The following is an 18981-nucleotide window of genomic DNA, read 5'->3' as shown; positions in this document are numbered from 1 at the left end:
GACCGGCTGTATCAGCCCGTCCGGCGTTTGAGGACGAGCGGCGGAGCCGCGAAAAGGGGGTCTGGGGCACAGCCCCAGGAAACGGCGAAGGGGCGGGTCCGGGGCCTACTCCCCCCGCAAACGCTCCCGCACCCGCTCCACCACCTCCGCGTACCGCCCCTCCGCCCCATGCCGAGTAGGCGAGTAATACCGCTTCCCGTGCACCGCGTCCGGCGCGTACTGCTGAGCCGCGATCCCCCCGGGCAGATCGTGGGGATACTGATACCCCTCCCCATGCCCCAGCTTCGCCGCCCCCTTGTAATGCCCGTCCCGCAGATGCGCGGGCACGGCTCCGGCGAGCCCCGCCCGCACATCGGCCAGCGCCGCGTCGATCGCGAGATACGCCGCGTTGGACTTCGGCGCCAGGGCCAGCGCGATGGCCACCTGGGACAGGGTGATCCGCGCCTCGGGGAACCCGATCATGGCGACGGCCTGCGCACCGGCGACCGCGGTCTGCAAGGCGGTCGGATCGGCTAGCCCGATGTCCTCACTGGCGGAGATCATCAGCCGCCGCGCGATGAACCGCGGATCCTCCCCCGCCTCGATCATCCGCGCCAGATAATGGAGGGTGGCATCGACATCCGACCCCCGGATGGACTTGATCAGCGCGCTCGCGACGTCGTAATGCTGATCGCCGTCGCGGTCGTACTTCACCGCGGCCCGGTCGACCGTCTCCTCCAGCGTCTCCAGGGTGATCTCGCTGTCGCCCTTGTCGAGCGCGGCCCCCGCCGCCGCCTCCAGGGCGGTCAGCGCCCGCCGGGCGTCGCCGCCGGCGATCCGCAGCAGGTGCGCCTCCGCGTCCTCCGGGAGCGTCACCGCGCCGCCGAGGCCGCGCTCGTCGGCGATCGCGCGGTGCAGCAGCCCGCGCAGGTCGTCGTCGGTGAGCGCCTGGAGGGTCAGCAGCAGGGAGCGGGAGAGCAGCGGGGAGATCACCGAGAAGTAGGGGTTCTCGGTGGTGGCGGCGATGAGGGTGACCCAGCGGTTCTCCACGGCGGGCAGCAGCGAGTCCTGCTGGGCCTTGCTGAAGCGGTGGATCTCGTCGAGGAAGAGGACGGTCTCCTTGCCGTAGCCGCCGGAGGCCCGGCGGGCGCCGTCGATGACGGCCCGGACCTCCTTGACCCCGGCGGTGATCGCGGAGAGCTCCACGAAGCGCTTGTCGGTCGCCTGGCTGACGACGTAGGCGAGGGTGGTCTTGCCGATGCCGGGCGGCCCCCAGAGGATCACCGACGAGGGCCCGGCCGGCCCGCCGCCGGCCTCGCCGACCAGCCGGCGCAGCGGCGATCCGGGCTTCAGCAGATGGGCCTGCCCCACGACCTCGTCGAGGGTGCGGGGGCGCATACGGACGGCCAGGGGACTGCTCGACGGGTCTTTCTCCCGGCGGTCCTCTTCTGCGGCGGTGAACAGGTCGGGCTCCACGCTCGAAACCCTATGCCACCCCACTGACAACGCCGCCGGACGGTGCCCGTCCGGCGGCGTTGTTGCTGGTCAAAAAGTCACGGCTCAGGACTGGCCGGTCCAGAACGACCACCAGTTCGTCAGGATCGCCAGCCCGATGGCGCCGATCCACAGCACCGGCACCACCCAGTGGAACTCCAGCACCGCGCTCCGCACCGCGTTCGGCAGCGGGATGAAGCGGTGGCGGATGTTCTGCACGGTGACATAGCAGAACATCACGATGGTGGCGACCCAGGCGAGGCAGCACCACAGGCAGAGCGAGCCGATGACGTACAGCGACTGGTACTGCAGCCAGGTGCAGAAGCCGACGCCGAAGAGGGTGCCGGCCTGCATGCCCATCCAGTACCAGCGCGGGAGACGGGCGCCGGAGAGCAGCGCCAGGCCGATCGCGATGATCGCGCCGTAGCAGACCAGGCCGAGCATCGGGTTGGGGAACCCGAAGACGTGGGCCTGGTCGCTCTCCATGATGTTGCCGCAGGAGACGATCGGGTTGAGGCTGCACCCGGGGGTGAAGGACTGCCCGACCGCCTTGGCCTCCAGGATCTTGTTCTTGTCGATCGTGATGACCCAGGCGGCCAGCAGCCCGAGGGCGCCGGTGACGACCAGCAGCAGCCCGAAGGCACGACTGCCGCCCACCGCACCGGTGGCGGGCCCGTCCCGCTCCACGTCGTCGGTGTCGGAGCGGTCAAGAGCCGAGGTCGTCATAGCGCCGAAGATCCCATCAGTCGTCGGATGCGCCCATTCTGCACCAGGAAGAGGCCGATCAGCCCTGCCTGGCCTGGAGTTCACCCACGACGGCGTCGATCGGGACGGCGGTCTGCTCGCCGCTGCCGAGGTCCTTGAGCTGGACGACGCCCTCGGCCAGGTCCCGTTCGCCCGCCACCAGGGCGTAGCGGGCGCCCGAGCGGTCGGCCGATTTCATGGCGTTCTTCAGCCCCTTCCCGCCGAACGCGAAGTCGGCGGCGACGCCGGCCCGGCGCAGTTCGGTGACGACGCCGAACAGGACGCGCCGCGCCTCGTCGCCGAGCGGCACCGCGTAGACCTCGGTGGCGGCGGGCAGTTCGAGCTCGATGCCCTCGGCCTCCAGCGCCAGCACCGTGCGGTCGACGCCCAGCGCCCAGCCGACGGACGGCAGGGCCGGGCCGCCGATCATCTCGGACAGACCGTCGTACCGGCCGCCGCCGCCGACCGCGGACTGCGCGCCGAGGCCGTCGTGGACGAACTCGAAGGTGGTGCGCGTGTAGTAGTCCAGACCGCGCACCAGCTTCTCGTCGTCCTCGAACGCGACGCCCGCCGCGGTCAGCAGCGCGCGCACCTGCTCGTGGTACTCCTTGCACGCCTCGCAGAGGTGGTCGCGGAGCATGGGGGCGCCGACGAGCTGCTTCTGGACGGCCTCGCGCTTGTCGTCGAGGACGCGCAGCGGGTTGATCTCGATGCGGCGGCGGGTGTCCTCGTCGAGGTCGAGACCGCGCAGGAAGTCCTGGAGCGCGGCCCGGTAGGCGGGGCGGCACTCCTTGTCGCCGAGCGAGTTGAGCAGCAGGCGGAAGTTCTTCAGGCCGAGGGACTTGTACGCGTCGACGGCCAGGATGATCAGCTCGGCGTCCAGCGCCGGGTCCTCGGCTCCGATGGCCTCGGCGCCGACCTGCGAGAAGTGGCGGTAACGGCCCTTCTGCGGGCGCTCGTAGCGGTAGTACGAGCCGGAGTACCAGAGCTTGACCGGGAGGTTGCCGGACTTGTGGAGGTTGGCCTCCAGCGCGGCGCGCAGCACGGAGGCGGTGCCCTCGGGGCGCAGCGCGAGCTCGTCGCCGCCGCGCGTGGTGAGGGTGTACATCTCCTTGGTCACGATGTCGGTGGACTCGCCGACGCCGCGCGCGAACAGCTCGACGTTCTCGAAGCCGGGGGTCTCCACGTAGCCGTAGCCGGCGCGCCGGACCGGGGCGGAGATGGCCTCGCGGACGGCGAGGTAGACCGCCGAGTCCGGCGGGATCAGGTCGTAGGTGCCCTTGGGGGCCTTGAAAGTGCTCACGAAAGCTTCGTCACATTCCTCGTCGCGGAGCCGGGGTGCCGGTTCCGGGGCCGTACCGCGCCTGGGCCACTTCCCGCAGGTACGGGTTGGTGGCGCGCTCGCGGCCGATGCTGGTCTGGGGGCCGTGGCCGGAGAGGACCACGGTCGAGTCGTCGAGGGGCAGGCACACGCGGGCCAGGGACTCGAGTATCTCGGCGTGGTCACCGCCGGGCAGGTCGGTGCGTCCGATGGAGCCGGCGAACAGCAGGTCGCCCGAGAAGAAGACCGACGGGATGTCGGAGGACTCGGGCAACCGGAAGGTCACCGACCCCTTGGTATGGCCGGGCGCGTGCGCGACGGTGAACTCCAGACCGGCGAGGTCCAGCGTGCTGCCGTCGGCGAGCTCCTTGACGTCGTCCGGCTCCCCCACGGTCAGCTCGCCGAGGAGCTGCGCGCCGATGGAGCGGCCGAGGGCCTTCTCCGGGTCGCTCATCATGTAGCGGTCGGCGGGGTGGATCCAGGCGGGGACGTCGTGGGCGCCGCAGACCGGGACGACCGAGGCGACGTGGTCGATGTGGCCGTGGGTGAGGACGACCGCGACGGGCTTGAGCCGATGCTTCCTGAGTGCTTCCTCGACGCCCTGGGCGGCCTGGTGGCCCGGGTCGATGATCACGCACTCCTCACCGGCGGCGGGGGCGACCAGATAACAGTTGGTCCCCCAGGCCCCGGCGGGGAACCCGGCAATCAGCACATTCGTCCTTAATGTCGGCCTGCGTCGACGCGGCAGGGAGGCGGCCGGCGTGCCCGGCCGGTGCGCCGGTCACGTTTATGCCGGTTCAGAGCCTACCGGCGGCACCTCCGCCGCCGCGAACCCGTATACGGTACGGGCACGCTCGCAACAGGCGTTCCGACGGACGAGACGGCACGAGGAGACGACCCGGTGGTCAACAACGAGCAGCGGCGGCGGCAGCTCGCACGGGAGAAGTTCGAGCGGCAGCAGCAGCGCCGCGAGGCGCAGCGGCGCAAAGCCCGCAACCGGAACGCGTTGATCGCGGCCGGTCTCGCCGTGCTGATCGCCGCGGGCGGCACGGCGGCGGCCACGGGCGCGCTGGGCGGCGACGACAAGAAGGACGACAAGGCGTCGGCGGACGCGACCCCCAGCGAGATGCCCACCCCCTCGAAGGGCCCGGACCCGTGCGCCAAGCCGGCGGCCGGCAGCCCGGCGAAGAAGACGTGGAAGTCGGAGCCGGAGATGACGGTCGACACCTCCGCCTCCTACACGATGGCCCTCAAGACCACGTGCGGGAACATCGACCTCAAGCTGGACGCGGCCAAGGCCCCGCACACCGTCAACTCGCTGAACTTCCTGGCGGGCCAGGGGTACTTCGACCACACCAAGTGCCACCGCCTCACCGGTGAGGCCGCGGGCATCTACGTCCTCCAGTGCGGCGACCCGGAGGGCACCGGCGGGGGCGGCCCCGGCTACACGCTCGCCGAGGAGAACCTCAAGAGCGACCTCCTCAAGGAGCCGAAGGACGAGCAGCTCAAGCAGGCCAAGATGAAGATCTACCCGGCCGGGACGATCGCCATGGCCAAGACGCAGCAGCCGCACTCGACCGGCAGCCAGTTCTTCCTCGTCTACAAGGACAGCCCGCTGCAGCCGGACTACACGCCGGTCGGCACGATCGGCGCCGAGGGCCGGAAGGTCCTCGACAAGATCGCCGCCGCCGGGGTGCAGGGCGGAGGCCCCGACGGACCCCCCAACGCCACCGTCGTGGTGGACAAGGCGACGGTCGCCAAGGGCTGAGTCCGCACCCGTGGCCGAAGAGCGAATTTCCGGTCGCGGGATACGGACAGCCGGGCCACCGGTCGCCTATGTTGGCGTTGTGTAGGGTGCCTGCTCCGGCGGCTGCGAGGCACCCGAAACAGCACCGATCGGCAGTCAAATGATCAAGCCGCCGGACCGGGCGGGGCGCGGCTCCGCCGGGGACAACTGTGGACGATGCGCGCGGGCCGCGAACGGCCCCCGCATCATGTGGAGGAGGCGCTGTGAGCAGCGACCCGTGGGGCCGCGTCGACGAGACGGGGACGGTGTACGTGCGTACCGCCGACGGCGAGAAGGTCGTCGGCTCGTGGCAGGCGGGGAGTCCTGACGAGGCTCTCGCTTACTTCGAGCGCAAGTACGAGGGCCTGGTCGTCGAGATCGGCCTCCTCGAGCGCCGGGTCAGGACCACCGACCTGTCGGCGAAGGACGCGATGACCGCCATCGACCACCTGCGCTCGCAGGTCGACGAGCACCACGCGGTCGGCGATCTGGACGCGCTGCGCGGGCGGTTGGACAAGCTCGTCGAGACGGTCGAGAAGCGCCGCGAGGAGCGCAAGGCGGCCAAGGCCAAGCAGACGGACGAGGCGCGGACGGCCAAGGAGGCGCTGGTCGCCGAGGCCGAGGAGCTGGCCGCGAGCGAGCAGTGGCGCTCGGCCGGCGAGCGGCTGCGGGCCCTGGTGGACACCTGGAAGAGTCTGCCGCGGCTGGACCGCAAGACCGACGACGAGCTGTGGCACCGCTTCTCGCACGCCCGCTCGGCGTTCTCCAAGCGCCGCAAGGCCCACTTCGCCTCGCTGGACGCCCAGCGCGAGGAGGCCCGCAAGGTCAAGGAGAAGCTGGTCGCCGAGGCCGAGGCGCTGTCCGGTTCGACGGACTGGGGCGCCACCGCCGCCCGCTACCGCGAGCTGATGGCCGACTGGAAGGCCGCGGGCCGCGCCCAGCGGGAGGCCGAGGACGAGCTGTGGGCCCGGTTCCGGGGCGCGCAGGACGTCTTCTTCCAGGCGCGCGGCGAGGTGTTCGCGGAGCGCGACGCCGAGCAGCAGCAGAACCTCGCGCTCAAGGAGGATCTGGTCGTCGAGGCCGAGAAGCTGCTTCCGGTGACCGACCTCAAGGCCGCCCGGGCCGCGTTCCGTTCGATCAACGAGCGCTGGGAGGCCATCGGCCATGTGCCGCGGGACGCCCGCCCGAAGATCGAGGGCCGGATCCACGCGGTGGAGCGCGCCATCCAGGAGGCCGAGGAGGCCGAGTGGCGGCGGACCAACCCGGAGGCGCGGGCGCGCGCGGCCGGGCTGACCGGGCAGCTCCAGGACGCGGTCGACAAGCTCCAGGCGCAGATCGACAAGGCGCGTGCCGCGGGCAACGAGGCGAAGGCCGAGAAGCTCGGCAAGGAGCTGGAGGGCCGCAAGGCGCTGCTGGACCAGGCGCTGAAGGGCCTGCAGGAGTTCGGCGGCTGACGCCCGTGTGAAAGATGGCCCCGACGAACGTCGGGGCCGTCTTTCGTTGGGGGCTACGGCCTGCGGGCCGACGTCACGCGGTAGACGTCGTAGACGCCCTCCACCCCGCGCACGGCCTTCAGGACATGGCCGAGGTGCTTGGGGTCGCCCATCTCGAAGGTGAACCGCGAGGTGGCCACCCGGTCCCGGGAGGTCTGCACGGCCGCCGAGAGGATGTTGACGTGCTGGTCCGACAGGACCCGGGTGACGTCCGAGAGCAGCCGGGACCGGTCCAGCGCCTCCACCTGGATGGCGACGAGGAAGACGGACGACTGGGTGGGCGCCCACTCGACGTCGAGGATCCGCTCGGGCTGCTGCGAGAGCGAGTCGACGTTGACGCAGTCCGCGCGGTGGACGGAGATGCCGTTGCCGCGGGTGACGAAGCCGATGATCGGGTCGCCGGGGACGGGCGTGCAGCAGCGGGCGAGCTTGACCCACACGTCGTCCACGCCCTTGACGACCACGCCGGGGTCGGCGGACGAACGCCGCTTGGAGCGGCCGCGGATGGGCGCCGACTCCTCGATGTCCTCGGTCGCCGCGTCCTCGCCGCCGAGCGCCTGGACGAGCTTCTGCACCACGCCCTGCGCGGCGACGTGGCCCTCGCCGATGGCCGCGTAGAGCGAGGAGATGTCGGGGTAGCGCATCTCGTGCGCGAGGGTGACGAGCGAATCGCCGGTCAGGATGCGCTGGATGGGCAGGTTCTGCTTGCGCATCGCGCGGGCGATGGCGTCCTTGCCCTGCTCGATCGCCTCGTCCCGGCGCTCCTTGGAGAACCAGGCGCGGATCTTGTTGCGCGCGCGGGGGGACTTGACGAAGCCGAGCCAGTCGCGGGAGGGGCCGGCGCCGGGCGCCTTGGAGGTGAAGACCTCGACCAGGTCGCCGTTGTCCAGGGTCGATTCGAGCGGCACCAGCCGCCCGTTGACCCGGGCCCCTATGGTGCGGTGGCCGACCTCGGTGTGCACGGCGTAGGCGAAGTCGACGGGCGTGGCCCCGGCGGGAAGCGCTATGACGTCGCCCTTGGGCGTGAAGACGAAGACCTCGTTGCGGGAGAGGTCGAAGCGGAGCGACTCCAGGAACTCGCCCGGGTCCTCCGTCTCCTTCTGCCAGTCCAGCAACTGCCGGAGCCAGGCCATGTCGTTGACGGTGTCCTGGTTCTTGCCGGCGTTCTTCGGCACGTCCGTACGGATCTTGGAGGCGCCGGCGACGGCCTCCTGCTTGTACTTCCAGTGCGCGGCGATGCCGTACTCGGCGCGGCGGTGCATGTCGAACGTCCGGATCTGGAGCTCGACCGGCTTGCCGCTGGGCCCTATGACCGTCGTGTGCAGCGACTGGTACATGTTGAACTTGGGCATCGCGATGTAGTCCTTGAACCGCCCGGGCACCGGGTTCCACCGGGCGTGGACGGTGCCGAGCGCCGCGTAGCAGTCGCGGACGGTGTCGACGAGGACGCGGATGCCCACCAGGTCGTAGATCTCGGCGAAGTCCCGGCCCCGCACGATCATCTTCTGGTAGACGCTGTAGTAGTGCTTGGGCCGGCCGGTGACGGTGGCCTTGATGCGGGCGGCGCGCAGGTCGGCCTGGACCTCGTCGGTGACGATCGCCAGGTACTCGTCCCGCTTGGGGGCGCGCTCGGCGACGAGCCGGACGATCTCGTCGTACATCTTGGGGTAGAGGATCGCGAAGGCGAGGTCCTCCAGCTCCCACTTGATGGTGTTCATGCCCAGCCGGTGCGCCAGCGGGGCGTAGATCTCCAGCGTCTCGCGGGCCTTCTTCTCCTGCTTCTCCCGCTTGAGGTAGCGCATAGTGCGCATGTTGTGCAGGCGGTCGGCGAGCTTGATCACCAGGACCCGGGGGTCCTTGGCCATGGCGACGACCATCTTGCGGACCGTCTCGGCCTGGGCGGCCTCGCCGAACTGCACCCGGTCCAGCTTGGTGACGCCGTCGACGAGCAGGGCGACCTGGTCGCCGAAGTCGCGGCGGAGGTCGTCGAGGCCGTACTCGGTGTCCTCGACGGTGTCGTGCAGCAGCCCGGCCATCAGCGTCGCCGGGTCCATGCCCAGCTCGGCCAGGATCGTGGTCACCGCGAGCGGGTGGGTGATGTACGGGTCGCCGCTCTTGCGCTTCTGACCGCGGTGCCAGCGCTCGGCGACCTGGTAGGCGCGCTCGATCTGGCGCAGCGTCGAGGCGTCGGCCTTGGGGTCGTTGCCGCGGACGATCCGGAGCAGCGGCTCCAGCACGGGGTTGTACGGGCTCTGCCGCTGCACGCCCAGCCGGGCGAGGCGGGCGCGGACCCGGCTGGAAGAGGCGGAGCGGGCGCTGGGCGGCGGCGTGGGCCGCGGGCCGGCGCTCTCCTTGACCAGGTCGCCTCCCGGGGCGCCCTGCGGCCGGCCCCGCTTCCCGGACTCGGGCGCGCCGGTGCCCTGCGGGCGGCCCGTGGGCTCGGGCGTGCCCGCGGCAGCCGCGGCGTCCGGTGCGGGCTGGTCGGGCTGTGCCGCTGGGGACGCCCCCGGACGGAGTCTGGGGGAGAGCGGCTGGGCCTTGTCTGGCAAGAGCACTCCTCATGCGGGGTCCGGCCCCGAACGGGTCCGGACTGCCATGGTATCGATCCGGGCCGGGGAACCGCCTCCCGCCCGGCGGGGGCCAAGACGCACGGAGCGGGCCCCGGGGTTCTCCCCCGGGGCCCGCTCGCTCGTCGCGTGTGCGCTCAGACGCGGATCAGCGCGTCCACCGGCGCTCCGCCGAGCACCTTCTCCAGCCGCTCCCGGCCGGGGAGGAAGCCCAGCTCCATCAGGACGGCGACGCCCACGGGCTCGGCCCCGGCCCGCCGGATCAGCTGGAGGGACGCCTCGGCGGTGCCGCCGGTGGCCAGGACGTCGTCGATGACCAGGACCCGGTCGCCGGGCGCGAACGCCTCGGCGTGTATCTCGACCTCCGCCGTGCCGTACTCCAGCTCGTATGCCTGCGACAGGGTCGCGCCGGGCAGCTTGCCCGCCTTGCGCACGGGCACGAAGCCGACCCCGGCCCGGACGGCCACGGGGGCCGCCAGGATGAAGCCGCGGGCCTCCAGGCCGACGACCTTGTCGGCCCGGTAGCGGGCGCACAGCTCCGCGAAGGCCTCGGTGAGGGCGGTGAACGCCTCGGGGTCCGCGAGCAGCGGCGTGATGTCCTTGAACACCACGCCCGGCTTCGGGTAGTCCGGGACGTCGTGGATGCGGCTCAGCAGCAGCTCGCGCAGGGTCTCGTCGGCGCCTTCGGCGCCCCAGGCGGTCATCGGCGCTTCCCGCCGCGGCCGCCGCGGTTGCGGCTCACGGGCTGCCGGCGCTGTCCGACCACACCGGCCGGGGAGGCGTCCTGCGGCTCGTCGTCCCCGTACTCGGCGGCTTCGGCCTCCTGGGCGTCCCGGGGCTCGTCCTGCCCCGAGTCCGCCTTGGCGGCCTGCGCGGCGCGCTTGGCGTGGACGCGCCGGGTGAGGGCCTTCATCCGCGGGTCGCGCTCCTTGAGGTCGGCGACCAGCGGGGTGGCGATGAAGATCGACGAGTAGGCTCCGGCCGCGAGGCCGACGAACAGGGCGAGCGAGATGTCGTTCAGCATGCCCGCGCCGAGGAAGCCGCCGCCGATGAACAGCAGGCCGGCGACCGGCAGCAGGGCGACGACCGTGGTGTTGATGGAGCGCACCAGGGTGCCGTTGAGGCTGCGGTTGGCGATCTCGCTGTACGTCCAGCGGGTCTGCTTGGTGATGTCCTTCGCGCTCTCCTTCAGGCCGTCGAAGACGACGACGGTGTCGTAGAGCGAGTAACCGAGGATGGTCAGCAGACCGATGACCGTACCCGGGGTGACCTCGAAGCCCACGAGGGCGTAGATGCCCACGGTGATGGTGAGGTCGTGGATGAGGGCGACGAGGGCGGCGAGCGCCATACGCCACTCGAAGGCGATGGCGAGGTAGATCACCACGAGGAGCATGAAGACCGCCAGGCCCGTCCAGGCCTTGTTGGCGATCTCCTCACCCCAGCTGGGGCCGACGATGTCAGTGTTGATCTTGTCGGTGGGGACACCGAGCTTCTTGGCCAGGGCCTCCTGGGTCGCGCGCGACTGGGCCGCGTCCAGCTCGCTGACCTGGACCCGCAGCTTCCCCTCACCGGTCTTCTGGACGATCGCGGTGTGACCGGAGGCGGTCTCCACCGTCTCCTTGGCGTCCTGCACCGACACCGACGTCTTGTCGGTGGTGTTGAAGATCGCGCCGCCGGAGAACTCGATGCCCATGTTCAGGCCGCGCACCGCCAGGCCGACGATGGCCGTGATGGTGATGAGGATCGAGATGCCGTACCAGATCTTCCGTTTGGCGACGAAGTCGTAGCCGACCTCGCCTCGGTAGAGCCGGGCGCCGAGGGTGCCGAGTCGTGACATCTCACGCCTCCTTCGGGTCGACAGGGGCGGAGGGACGGCGGCGGGAGGCCCGCAGCGGCGGCTTGGCGCCGAGCCGCTTGGGGTCGAGACCGGACCAGGGGTGACCGCTCGCGAAGAACTTGCGGCGGGCGAGGAGCGTCATCAGCGGCTTGGTGAAGAAGAAGACCACCACGACGTCGAGCAGCGTGGTCAGACCGAGGGTGAACGCGAAGCCCTGCACCTTGCCCACGGTCACGATGAAGAGCACCGCGGCGGCGAGGAAGGACACGAAGTCGGAGACCAGGATCGTCCGGCGGGCGCGCGGCCAGCCGCGCTCCACGGCGGGACGCAGACTGCGGCCCTCGCGGATCTCGTCCCGGACCCGCTCGAAGTAGACGATGAACGAGTCGGCGGTGATACCGATGGCCACGATGGCACCGCAGACGGCCGGGAGGTTCAGGGCGAACCCGATGGCCTTCCCGAGCAGCACCATGATCGTGTACGTCAGGACCGCCGAGGCCGCGAGGCTGGCGAGCGCGACGAGCGCGAGGCCGCGGTAGTAGACCACCAGGTAGATCACGACGAGCGCGAGACCGATGGCACCGGCGATCAGACCGGCGCGCAGCTGCTCGCCGCCGAGGGCGGCGGAGACGGTGGTCTCGGTGACGACGTCGAAGGACAGCGGCAGGGCGCCGTACGACAGGATGTTGGCGAGGTCGTCCGCGCTGGACTGGTCGAAGTTGCCGCTGATCTCGGCGCTGCCGCCGGGGATCGGGCCGTTGACCCGGGGGGCGGAGACCGCCTGGCCGTCCAGGACGATCGCGAACCGGTTCTGCCCCTCGGGCTTCGAAGCGAGCTGGCCGGTGACGTCGCTGAACTTCTTGGCGCCACTGCTATTGAACTTCAATTGCACCTGCCAGCCAGTAGCCCGCTGGGTGTCAAGGGCTGCCTTGGCGTCTGTGACCTCGACGCCCTTGATCGCGACGGGCCCCAGGAGCAGCTTCTCCTGGCCGTCCTTGTCGCAGACGACGATGTCGTCCTGAGGCTTGGCGAGGGCCGCCTTCTTCGCGGCCTGGGCGCGCGCCGCCTTGGTGGAGCAGTCCAGGGCGGCGAACTGCTTCTGCAGGTCGTTGGAGGGAGCGTCCGAAGGCTTGGGGGACGGCGTGGGCGGCTTGGGCGCCTGCGGGGCCTTCAGGGCCTCCGTGACGGCCCGGCCCTGAGTGCGGGACGAGGACGGGGTGGCGGAGGAGCCGGGGGCGGACGCGGTGGGCGTGCCGGAGGGCGTGCCCTTCTTGTCCTTCTCGCCTTCCTTGGCCTTGTCCTTGGTGTCCTTGCTCTTGTCGCCCTTGTCCTTGTCCTTGCCGGTGCCGGCCGACGCGCTCGGCGTGGGCTCGGGCAGCTTGCCGGCGGGCGCGGCGACGAGCACCGGGCGGAAGGTGAGCTGGGCGGTGGTGCCGACCTGCTCACGGGCCTGCTTCGCGTTCGTCCCCTTGGGGATGTTCACGATGATGTGCTTCTTGCCCTGCGTCTGGACCTCGGACTCGGTCACGCCGAGACCGTTGACACGCCGGTCGATGATGCTCGCGGCCGTGTTCATGTTGGTCGTGTTGATCGCGTTGGGCTGGCCAGGCTGGTTCTTCGCCTCGAGCGTGAAGCTCGTGCCGCCTGCCAGGTCGATACCCAGGCGGGGGGTGGTCTGCCCGGAGGCGAACATTCCCCCGACGAGCGCCACCATGGCGATCAGGATGAGGGCCAGGACTCTGCCCGGCCTGCCCTGGCCGCCCGGGGACCTGCGGCCCTTCTTCGGTGCTGCCACCTTGTCGTTTCTCCCTGTCCAACCGCCGGGCGTCGGGTGTTCGCCGGGCGGCCACGAAGTTTGTGGGGACCTGCCCCCCGCCGGAGCCTAGACCGTCAGCGAACCGCGACGCACCGAGCGGTGGGTGCGTCGCGGTTCCAGGTGGGGCTACTTCGCGTCGGAGTCGCCGTCCCGCTTGCCGTCCTTCGGCTCCGCCTTGGCGGCGTCCGCCGGCTTCTCCGCCGTCGCGGTCTCGTCCTTCGCGGAGGCGTCGGCCTTCGCGGGGGCGTCGGCGGCGGTGTCCTTGCCGAGGTCGATCTTCTTCTCGCCGGCCTTCTCGGCGGACCCGTCCTTGTCGTCACCCTCGGTCAGCGACGAGAGGTCGTCCGGGACGACCGGGGCCTCGTCGTCCGACGGCTCGATGCCGTGGATGATGCGGTTGTACTCGTCGTCCGGCAGGACGGCACCGATGGCGTTCTTCGCGTAGATCGCGTGCACGCCCGGGGCGACCTCAAGGAGGACCGAGTCCTCGCTGATCTCCTTGACGGTGGCGTACATGCCGCCGATCGTCCGCACACCGGTACCCGGCTGCATCTGGTCGCGCATCTGCGCAGCCTGGCGCTGCTTGTTCTTGGCCGACCGGGTCATCAGGAACATGGCCCCGATGAGCACGATGAACGGCAGGAGAGTCATGGGATTCACGGGACGGGATTTCCTTCACACGACCGCTTGGGGATGCGGCCTGGTCTACGGGGGTGGTATGCCGTGCCATACGGACGGCATCGGCGGAGTCTAAGCGAGTCCGCACCAATGGAACAACGCCCAGCATGGCACCCGGGTTCCTGGCCGGACCAGTCCCCGCGCCGTCACTCGGCGAACAGGGAACTCTGTCCCGCGCCGCCCTCACCGGCCCGGCCCGCACCCCCGGCGACCTGCGGCGGCACCATGCCGAGGTGCTCCCAGGCGGCGGGGGTGGCGATCCGTCCCCTGGGGGTCCTGGCCAGCAGTCCCTCCCGGACCAGGAAGGGTTCGGCGACCTCCTCGACGGTCTCCCGCTCCTCCCCGACAGCCACCGCCAGCGTGGACAGGCCGACCGGGCCGCCGCCGAAGAGCTTGACGAGCGCGGTGAGCACGGCCCGGTCCAGCCGGTCGAGGCCGCGGGCGTCCACCTCGTACACCTCCAGGGCCTGCGCCGCGATCTCCCGAGTGATCAGGCCGTCGGCCTTCACCTGGGCGTAGTCGCGGACCCGGCGCAGCAGCCGGTTGGCGATACGGGGCGTGCCGCGCGACCGGCCGGCGATCTCTGCCGCTCCGGCGTCCTCTATGGTCACGTCGAGCAGCCCGGCCGACCGCTTGACGACGCGCTCCAGCTCGGCGGGGGCGTAGAACTCCATGTGCCCGGTGAAGCCGAAGCGGTCGCGCAGCGGGGGCGGCAGCAGGCCGGCGCGGGTGGTGGCGCCGACGAGGGTGAAGGGCGGCAGCTCCAGGGGGATGGCGGTGGCGCCCGGGCCCTTGCCGACGACGACGTCGACGCGGAAGTCCTCCATCGCCATGTACAGCATCTCCTCGGCGGGCCGGGACATGCGGTGGATCTCGTCGAGGAAGAGGACCTCGCCCTCGGTGAGGGACGAGAGGATCGCCGCCAGGTCGCCCGCGTGCTGGATGGCGGGGCCGGAGGTGATGCGGATCGGGGCGCCCATCTCGGCGGCGATGATCATCGAGAGGGTGGTCTTGCCGAGGCCGGGGGCGCCGGAGAGCAGGACGTGGTCGGCGGTGGCGCCGCGGGCCCGGGCGGCGCGCAGCACGAGGTCGAGCTGCTGCCGGACCCGCTCCTGGCCGACGAACTCCCCCAGGTCCTTGGGCCGCAGCGCGGCCTCGACCGCTTGGTCCTCACCGTCGGCGGCGGCACCGACGACGCGGTCGTCGGCGGGGGTGCTGTCGTATGCGGACTCGTCGTCCCAGTTCACGAGGGAAACCTCACGGTGCGGATGGAGGGGCCGCCGTCAGCGGCCCGTCCGGGGTTCGAGGACAGTGCGCGAAGCGCGGTCCGGGGAGTGCGGCTCTTCGGACCGCTGCGCGGGGAGAGCCGTCGCCCTGGGGGCGGGGCCGGGGCGGAACCCACCGCTCACCGAGCCCGGTTCAGCGTCTGCAGCGCGGCCCGCAGCAACTGCCCGACCTGCGGCGTACCGCCCGCGGCCGCCGCCTGCGGTGCCACGGCCTCGACCGCTTCGTCGGCTTCGCGGGGCGCGTAGCCGAGGCCGACGAGCGCGGCGTGCAGTTGGTCGCGCCAGCCGGCGGCGGCCGAGGGGGCACTCGCGGCGGCCGGCGCGGAACCGACCGGTTCGCCCAGCCGGTCCTTGAGTTCCAGCAGCAGCTTCTGCGCCCCCTTCTTCCCGATGCCGGGCACGGCGGTGAGGGCCTTCTCGTCCCCCGTCGCGAAGGCGCGGCGCAGGGCGTCCGGCGAGTGCACGGCGAGCATGGCCTGGGCGAGGCGCGGGCCGACGCCGCTCGCGGTCTGGAGCAGCTCGAAGGTCTGGCGCTCGTCGTCGTCGGCGAAGCCGTAGAGGGTCAGGGAGTCCTCGCGGACCACGAGGGAGGTGGCCAGCCGGGCGGGCTCCCCCACCCGGAGCGTGGCGAGCGTGCTGGGCGTGCACTGGACGGCCATGCCGACGCCGCCGACCTCGACGACGGCGGTGTCCGGGGCCAGGGCCGCGACGGGGCCGGAGACGAAGGCGATCATCGGGTGCCCTTCGGGAGACGTACGGGAGCGGAGGCGCGGCGCTGGGCGGCGGCCGCCTGCTGGAGGCGGCCCGTGGCCGGAGCGCGCCAGATGTGGCAGATGGCCAGGGCGAGCGCGTCGGCGGCGTCGGCCGGCTTGGGCGGCGCGTCGAGCCGGAGCAGCCGGGTGACCATAAAGCCGACCTGGGCCTTCTCGGCCCGGCCGGAGCCGGTGACGGCCGCCTTGACCTCGCTGGGCGTGTGCAGGGCGACGGGCAGTCCGCGGCGGGCGGCGCACAGCATGGCGACGGCGCTGGCCTGGGCGGTGCCCATGACCGTGCGGACGTTGTGCTGGCTGAACACCCGCTCGACGGCGACGTACTCGGGCCGGTGCTCGTCGAGCCACTGCTCTATGCCGCGCTCGATGAGGACCAGCCGCTCGGCGGTGTCCGCCTCGGCGGGGGTGCGGACGACGCCGACGCCCACCATGCGCAGCGGACGTCCCGCCGTGCCCTCGACGACGCCGACGCCGCACCGCGTCAGCCCCGGGTCCACCCCCAGCACGCGCACTCCGCCCCTCCTTCGGTCAACTGTTCCGGCAGGTTATCGGGCGGCACTGACAACGCCCCGGACCGACCCGGACCGACGGGTTCCGGACCAGCGGATTCCGGGCCGGCGGATTCCGGACCACAAGCGCGACGGGCCGACGGGAGGAGTCCCGTCGGCCCGTCGGCGGTGACCTTCGGCGACCGGCACCAACCGGCATCAACCGGCAGCGGCCCCGGATCAGGCGTCGACCTTGGCCATCACATCGTCGGAGACGTCGAAGTTGGCGAAGACGTTCTGCACGTCGTCGCTGTCCTCCAGGGCGTCGATCAGCTTGAAGATCTTGCGCGCGCCCTCCTCGTCGAGCTCCACCTGCATGGTGGGGACGAAGTTGGCCTCGGCGGAGTCGTAGTCGATGCCCGCCTCCTGGAGCGCGGTGCGGACCGCGACCAGGTCGGTGGCCTCGCTGAGGACCTCGAAGCTCTCGCCGAGGTCGTTGACCTCCTCGGCGCCGGCGTCCAGGACCGCGCCGAGGACGTCGTCCTCGGTCAGCTCGCCCTTGGGGACGATGACGACGCCCTTGCGGTTGAAGAGGTAGGAGACCGAGCCCGGGTCGGCCATCGAGCCGCCGTTGCGGGTCATGGCCACGCGGACGTCACCGGCGGCGCGGTTGCGGTTGTCGGTGAGGCACTCGATGAGGACGGCCACGCCGTTCGGGCCGTAGCCCTCGTACATGATCGTCTCGTAGTCGGCGCCACCGGCCTCCAGGCCGGCACCACGCTTGACGGCGGAGTCGATGTTCTTGTTCGGAACGGACTGCTTCTTGGCCTTCTGAATGGCGTCGTACAGCGTGGGGTTGCCGTCGATGTCGGCACCGCCCATGCGGGCCGCGACCTCGATGTTCTTGATCAGCTTCGCGAAGAGCTTGCCGCGCTTGGCATCGATCACGGCCTTCTTGTGCTTCGTCGTAGCCCATTTAGAGTGGCCGGACATCCGCCTGTCTCCTTCGCGTTACCCATCCTGAACGAACGACTGAGATCCTACCGGGATCTCACCGCTGCGCGGCGCGCACCATCTCCACGAAGAGCCCGTGCACCCGGTGGTCGCCGGTGAGCTCCGGATGGAACGACGTCGCGAGCACGTTTCCCTGGCGCACGGCCACGGTGTGGCCGTCGTACCGGGCCAGGACCTGCACGTCGGCCCCGGTCGACTCGACCCAGGGCGCGCGGATGAAGACGCCCTCGACCGGGCCGCCGTCGACGCCGGACACCTCGACCGCCGCCTCGAACGACTCGTTCTGGCGCCCGAAGGCGTTGCGGCGCACGATCATGTCGATGCCGCCGAGGCTCTCCTGGTCCTCACGGCCGTCCAGGATCTTGTCCGCGAGCATGATCATGCCGGCGCAGGTGCCGTAGACCGGCATCCCGGACCGCACCCGCTCGCGGAGCGGTTCGAGCATGCCGAAGACCACGGCCAGCTTGGACATGGTGGTGGACTCGCCGCCGGGTATCACCAGGCCGTCGACCTCGGCGAGCTCCTCGGGACGGCGCACCGGGCGGGCCGTCGCGTCGGCGGCCGCCAGGGCCACGAGGTGCTCGCGGACGTCGCCCTGCAGGGCGAGGACACCGATGGTGGGGGTGGACACGATCGTCCTGCCTCTCGGTCGTACGGGCCGGTGGGCGGCCCGCGCCTGTGCCGCGGACCGCCCACCGGGAACTGCGGGGACTACCAGCCGCGGTTGGCGTACCGCTCGGCCTCGGGGAGGGTGTCGCAGTTGATGCCGACCATGGCCTCGCCCAGGTTGCGGGAGGCGTCCGCGATGACCTTCGGGTCGTCGTAGAAGGTGGTGGCCTTCACGATGGCCGCGGCGCGCTTGGCCGGGTCGCCGGACTTGAAGATGCCGGAACCGACGAAGACGCCCTCGGCGCCGAGCTGGCGCATCAGCGCGGCGTCGGCCGGGGTGGCGACACCGCCGGCGGAGAACAGCACGACCGGCAGCTTGCCGAGCTCGGCCACCTCCTTGACCAGCTCGTAGGGGGCGCGCAGCTCCTTGGCGGCGGCGAAGAGCTCGTTGTTGTCGAAGCCGCGCAGCTTGGCGATCTCGTTCTTGATCTGGCGCAGGTGGCGGACGGCCTCGACGACGTTGCCGGTACCGGCCTCGCCCTTGGACCGGATCATCGCCGCGCCCTCGGCGATGCGGCGCAGGGCCTCGCCCAGGTTGGTGGCACCGCAGACGAAGGGGGTCGTGAAGGCCCACTTGTCGCTGTGGTTGACCTCGTCGGCCGGGGTCAGGACCTCGGACTCGTCGATGTAGTCGACACCGAGCGACTGCAGGACCTGGGCCTCGACGAAGTGACCGATGCGGGACTTGGCCATGACGGGGATGGAGACGGCGTTGATGATGCCCTCGATCATGTCCGGGTCGGACATCCGGGCCACGCCGCCGTCCTTGCGGATGTCGGCGGGCACCCGCTCCAGGGCCATCACCGCGACCGCGCCGGCGTCCTCGGCGATCTTCGCCTGCTCGGGCGTGACGACATCCATGATCACGCCGCCCTTGAGCTGCTCGGCCATGCCGCGCTTGACGCGTGCGGTGCCGGTCTCGGGGGTGGGGGACGTGCTGGTGGTGGACACGATGTGACCTCACTATCCGGGGCGGTGACGCGGCAGCGTCATCCTGTGCTGCCGCAGCGTCATCCAAGCCGCCCGGGCGGCTTGGATG

Annotated in this window: 17 protein-coding genes; 2 read left to right on the top strand and 15 right to left on the bottom strand. The window is 71.2% G+C overall.

Annotated features, from left to right (window positions below; translation table 11 throughout):
* Positions 1-105 precede the first annotated feature (105 nt).
* The 4 genes from ACSNOK_RS16850 to ACSNOK_RS16835 all read right to left on the bottom strand — a co-directional run bounded on the left by ACSNOK_RS16850 (position 106) and on the right by ACSNOK_RS16835 (position 4250).
* Positions 106-1455 (bottom strand): replication-associated recombination protein A, encoded by a 1350-nt coding sequence (locus ACSNOK_RS16850; RefSeq protein ID WP_436781506.1) that lies wholly within the window; start codon positions 1453-1455, stop codon positions 106-108.
* An 84-nt stretch (positions 1456-1539) separates the two neighbouring features.
* The gene (locus tag ACSNOK_RS16845; RefSeq protein WP_436781505.1) at positions 1540-2199 is read right to left on the bottom strand and encodes a vitamin K epoxide reductase family protein; all 660 of its coding nucleotides are present in this window, start codon (positions 2197-2199) and stop codon (positions 1540-1542) included.
* 58 nt (positions 2200-2257) lie between these two features.
* Positions 2258-3520, bottom strand: a complete 1263-nt coding sequence (gene hisS / locus ACSNOK_RS16840; protein WP_436781504.1) for a histidine--tRNA ligase — start codon at positions 3518-3520, stop codon at positions 2258-2260.
* Between the two features lie 10 nt (positions 3521-3530).
* Positions 3531-4250, bottom strand: a complete 720-nt coding sequence (locus ACSNOK_RS16835; protein WP_436781503.1) for an MBL fold metallo-hydrolase — start codon at positions 4248-4250, stop codon at positions 3531-3533.
* A gap of 189 nt (positions 4251-4439) precedes the next feature.
* On the opposite strand from ACSNOK_RS16835, the gene ACSNOK_RS16830 reads away from it, so the two are divergent.
* Positions 4440-5306: a peptidylprolyl isomerase gene (locus ACSNOK_RS16830; RefSeq protein ID WP_436781502.1), complete on the top strand. Its 867-nt coding sequence runs from the start codon at positions 4440-4442 to the stop codon at positions 5304-5306.
* A gap of 242 nt (positions 5307-5548) precedes the next feature.
* On the top strand, positions 5549-6778 hold the full coding sequence (locus ACSNOK_RS16825) for a DUF349 domain-containing protein (RefSeq protein ID WP_436781501.1): 1230 nt from the start codon (positions 5549-5551) through the stop codon (positions 6776-6778).
* Positions 6779-6831: 53 nt separating this feature from the next.
* Here ACSNOK_RS16825 and ACSNOK_RS16820 read toward each other — a convergent pair whose 3' ends face one another.
* The 11 genes from ACSNOK_RS16820 to pdxS all read right to left on the bottom strand — a co-directional run bounded on the left by ACSNOK_RS16820 (position 6832) and on the right by pdxS (position 18893).
* Entirely contained in the window at positions 6832-9366 is a 2535-nt protein-coding gene (locus ACSNOK_RS16820) for a RelA/SpoT family protein (protein WP_436781500.1), read from the bottom strand.
* Positions 9367-9521: 155 nt separating this feature from the next.
* The gene (locus ACSNOK_RS16815; RefSeq protein WP_436781499.1) at positions 9522-10088 is read right to left on the bottom strand and encodes an adenine phosphoribosyltransferase; all 567 of its coding nucleotides are present in this window, start codon (positions 10086-10088) and stop codon (positions 9522-9524) included.
* The gene (gene secF, locus ACSNOK_RS16810) at positions 10085-11221 is read right to left on the bottom strand and encodes a protein translocase subunit SecF (RefSeq protein WP_436781498.1); all 1137 of its coding nucleotides are present in this window, start codon (positions 11219-11221) and stop codon (positions 10085-10087) included. The genes ACSNOK_RS16815 and secF overlap by 4 nt, the downstream gene beginning before the upstream one ends.
* 1 nt (position 11222) lies before the next feature.
* Positions 11223-13016 carry a protein translocase subunit SecD gene (gene secD / locus ACSNOK_RS16805; RefSeq protein WP_436781497.1) on the bottom strand — a complete coding sequence of 598 codons (1794 nt, stop codon included), beginning with the start codon at positions 13014-13016 and terminating at the stop codon, positions 11223-11225.
* Between the two features lie 147 nt (positions 13017-13163).
* Entirely contained in the window at positions 13164-13697 is a 534-nt protein-coding gene (gene yajC / locus ACSNOK_RS16800) for a preprotein translocase subunit YajC (protein ID WP_436781496.1), read from the bottom strand.
* A gap of 164 nt (positions 13698-13861) precedes the next feature.
* Positions 13862-14962: a Holliday junction branch migration DNA helicase RuvB gene (gene ruvB / locus ACSNOK_RS16795; protein WP_436781495.1), complete on the bottom strand. Its 1101-nt coding sequence runs from the start codon at positions 14960-14962 to the stop codon at positions 13862-13864.
* A gap of 158 nt (positions 14963-15120) precedes the next feature.
* Entirely contained in the window at positions 15121-15735 is a 615-nt protein-coding gene (gene ruvA, locus ACSNOK_RS16790; protein ID WP_436781494.1) for a Holliday junction branch migration protein RuvA, read from the bottom strand.
* Entirely contained in the window at positions 15732-16283 is a 552-nt protein-coding gene (gene ruvC, locus ACSNOK_RS16785) for a crossover junction endodeoxyribonuclease RuvC (protein WP_436781493.1), read from the bottom strand. Before ruvC ends, ruvA begins: the two co-directional genes overlap by 4 nt.
* Before the next feature lie 216 nt (positions 16284-16499).
* On the bottom strand, positions 16500-17252 hold the full coding sequence (locus ACSNOK_RS16780; RefSeq protein ID WP_436781492.1) for a YebC/PmpR family DNA-binding transcriptional regulator: 753 nt from the start codon (positions 17250-17252) through the stop codon (positions 16500-16502).
* A 58-nt stretch (positions 17253-17310) separates the two neighbouring features.
* Positions 17311-17907: a pyridoxal 5'-phosphate synthase glutaminase subunit PdxT gene (pdxT, locus tag ACSNOK_RS16775; RefSeq protein WP_436781507.1), complete on the bottom strand. Its 597-nt coding sequence runs from the start codon at positions 17905-17907 to the stop codon at positions 17311-17313.
* A 77-nt stretch (positions 17908-17984) separates the two neighbouring features.
* On the bottom strand, positions 17985-18893 hold the full coding sequence (pdxS, locus tag ACSNOK_RS16770; protein WP_436781491.1) for a pyridoxal 5'-phosphate synthase lyase subunit PdxS: 909 nt from the start codon (positions 18891-18893) through the stop codon (positions 17985-17987).
* Between the last annotated feature and the right edge of the window lie 88 nt (positions 18894-18981).

Source organism: Streptomyces sp. URMC 126 (assembly GCF_051386555.1).
Taxonomy (GTDB): Bacteria; Actinomycetota; Actinomycetes; order Streptomycetales; family Streptomycetaceae; genus Streptomyces.
Note: the sequence above shows the minus strand (reverse complement) of the source record. Positions and strands in the feature narration are given on the sequence as shown.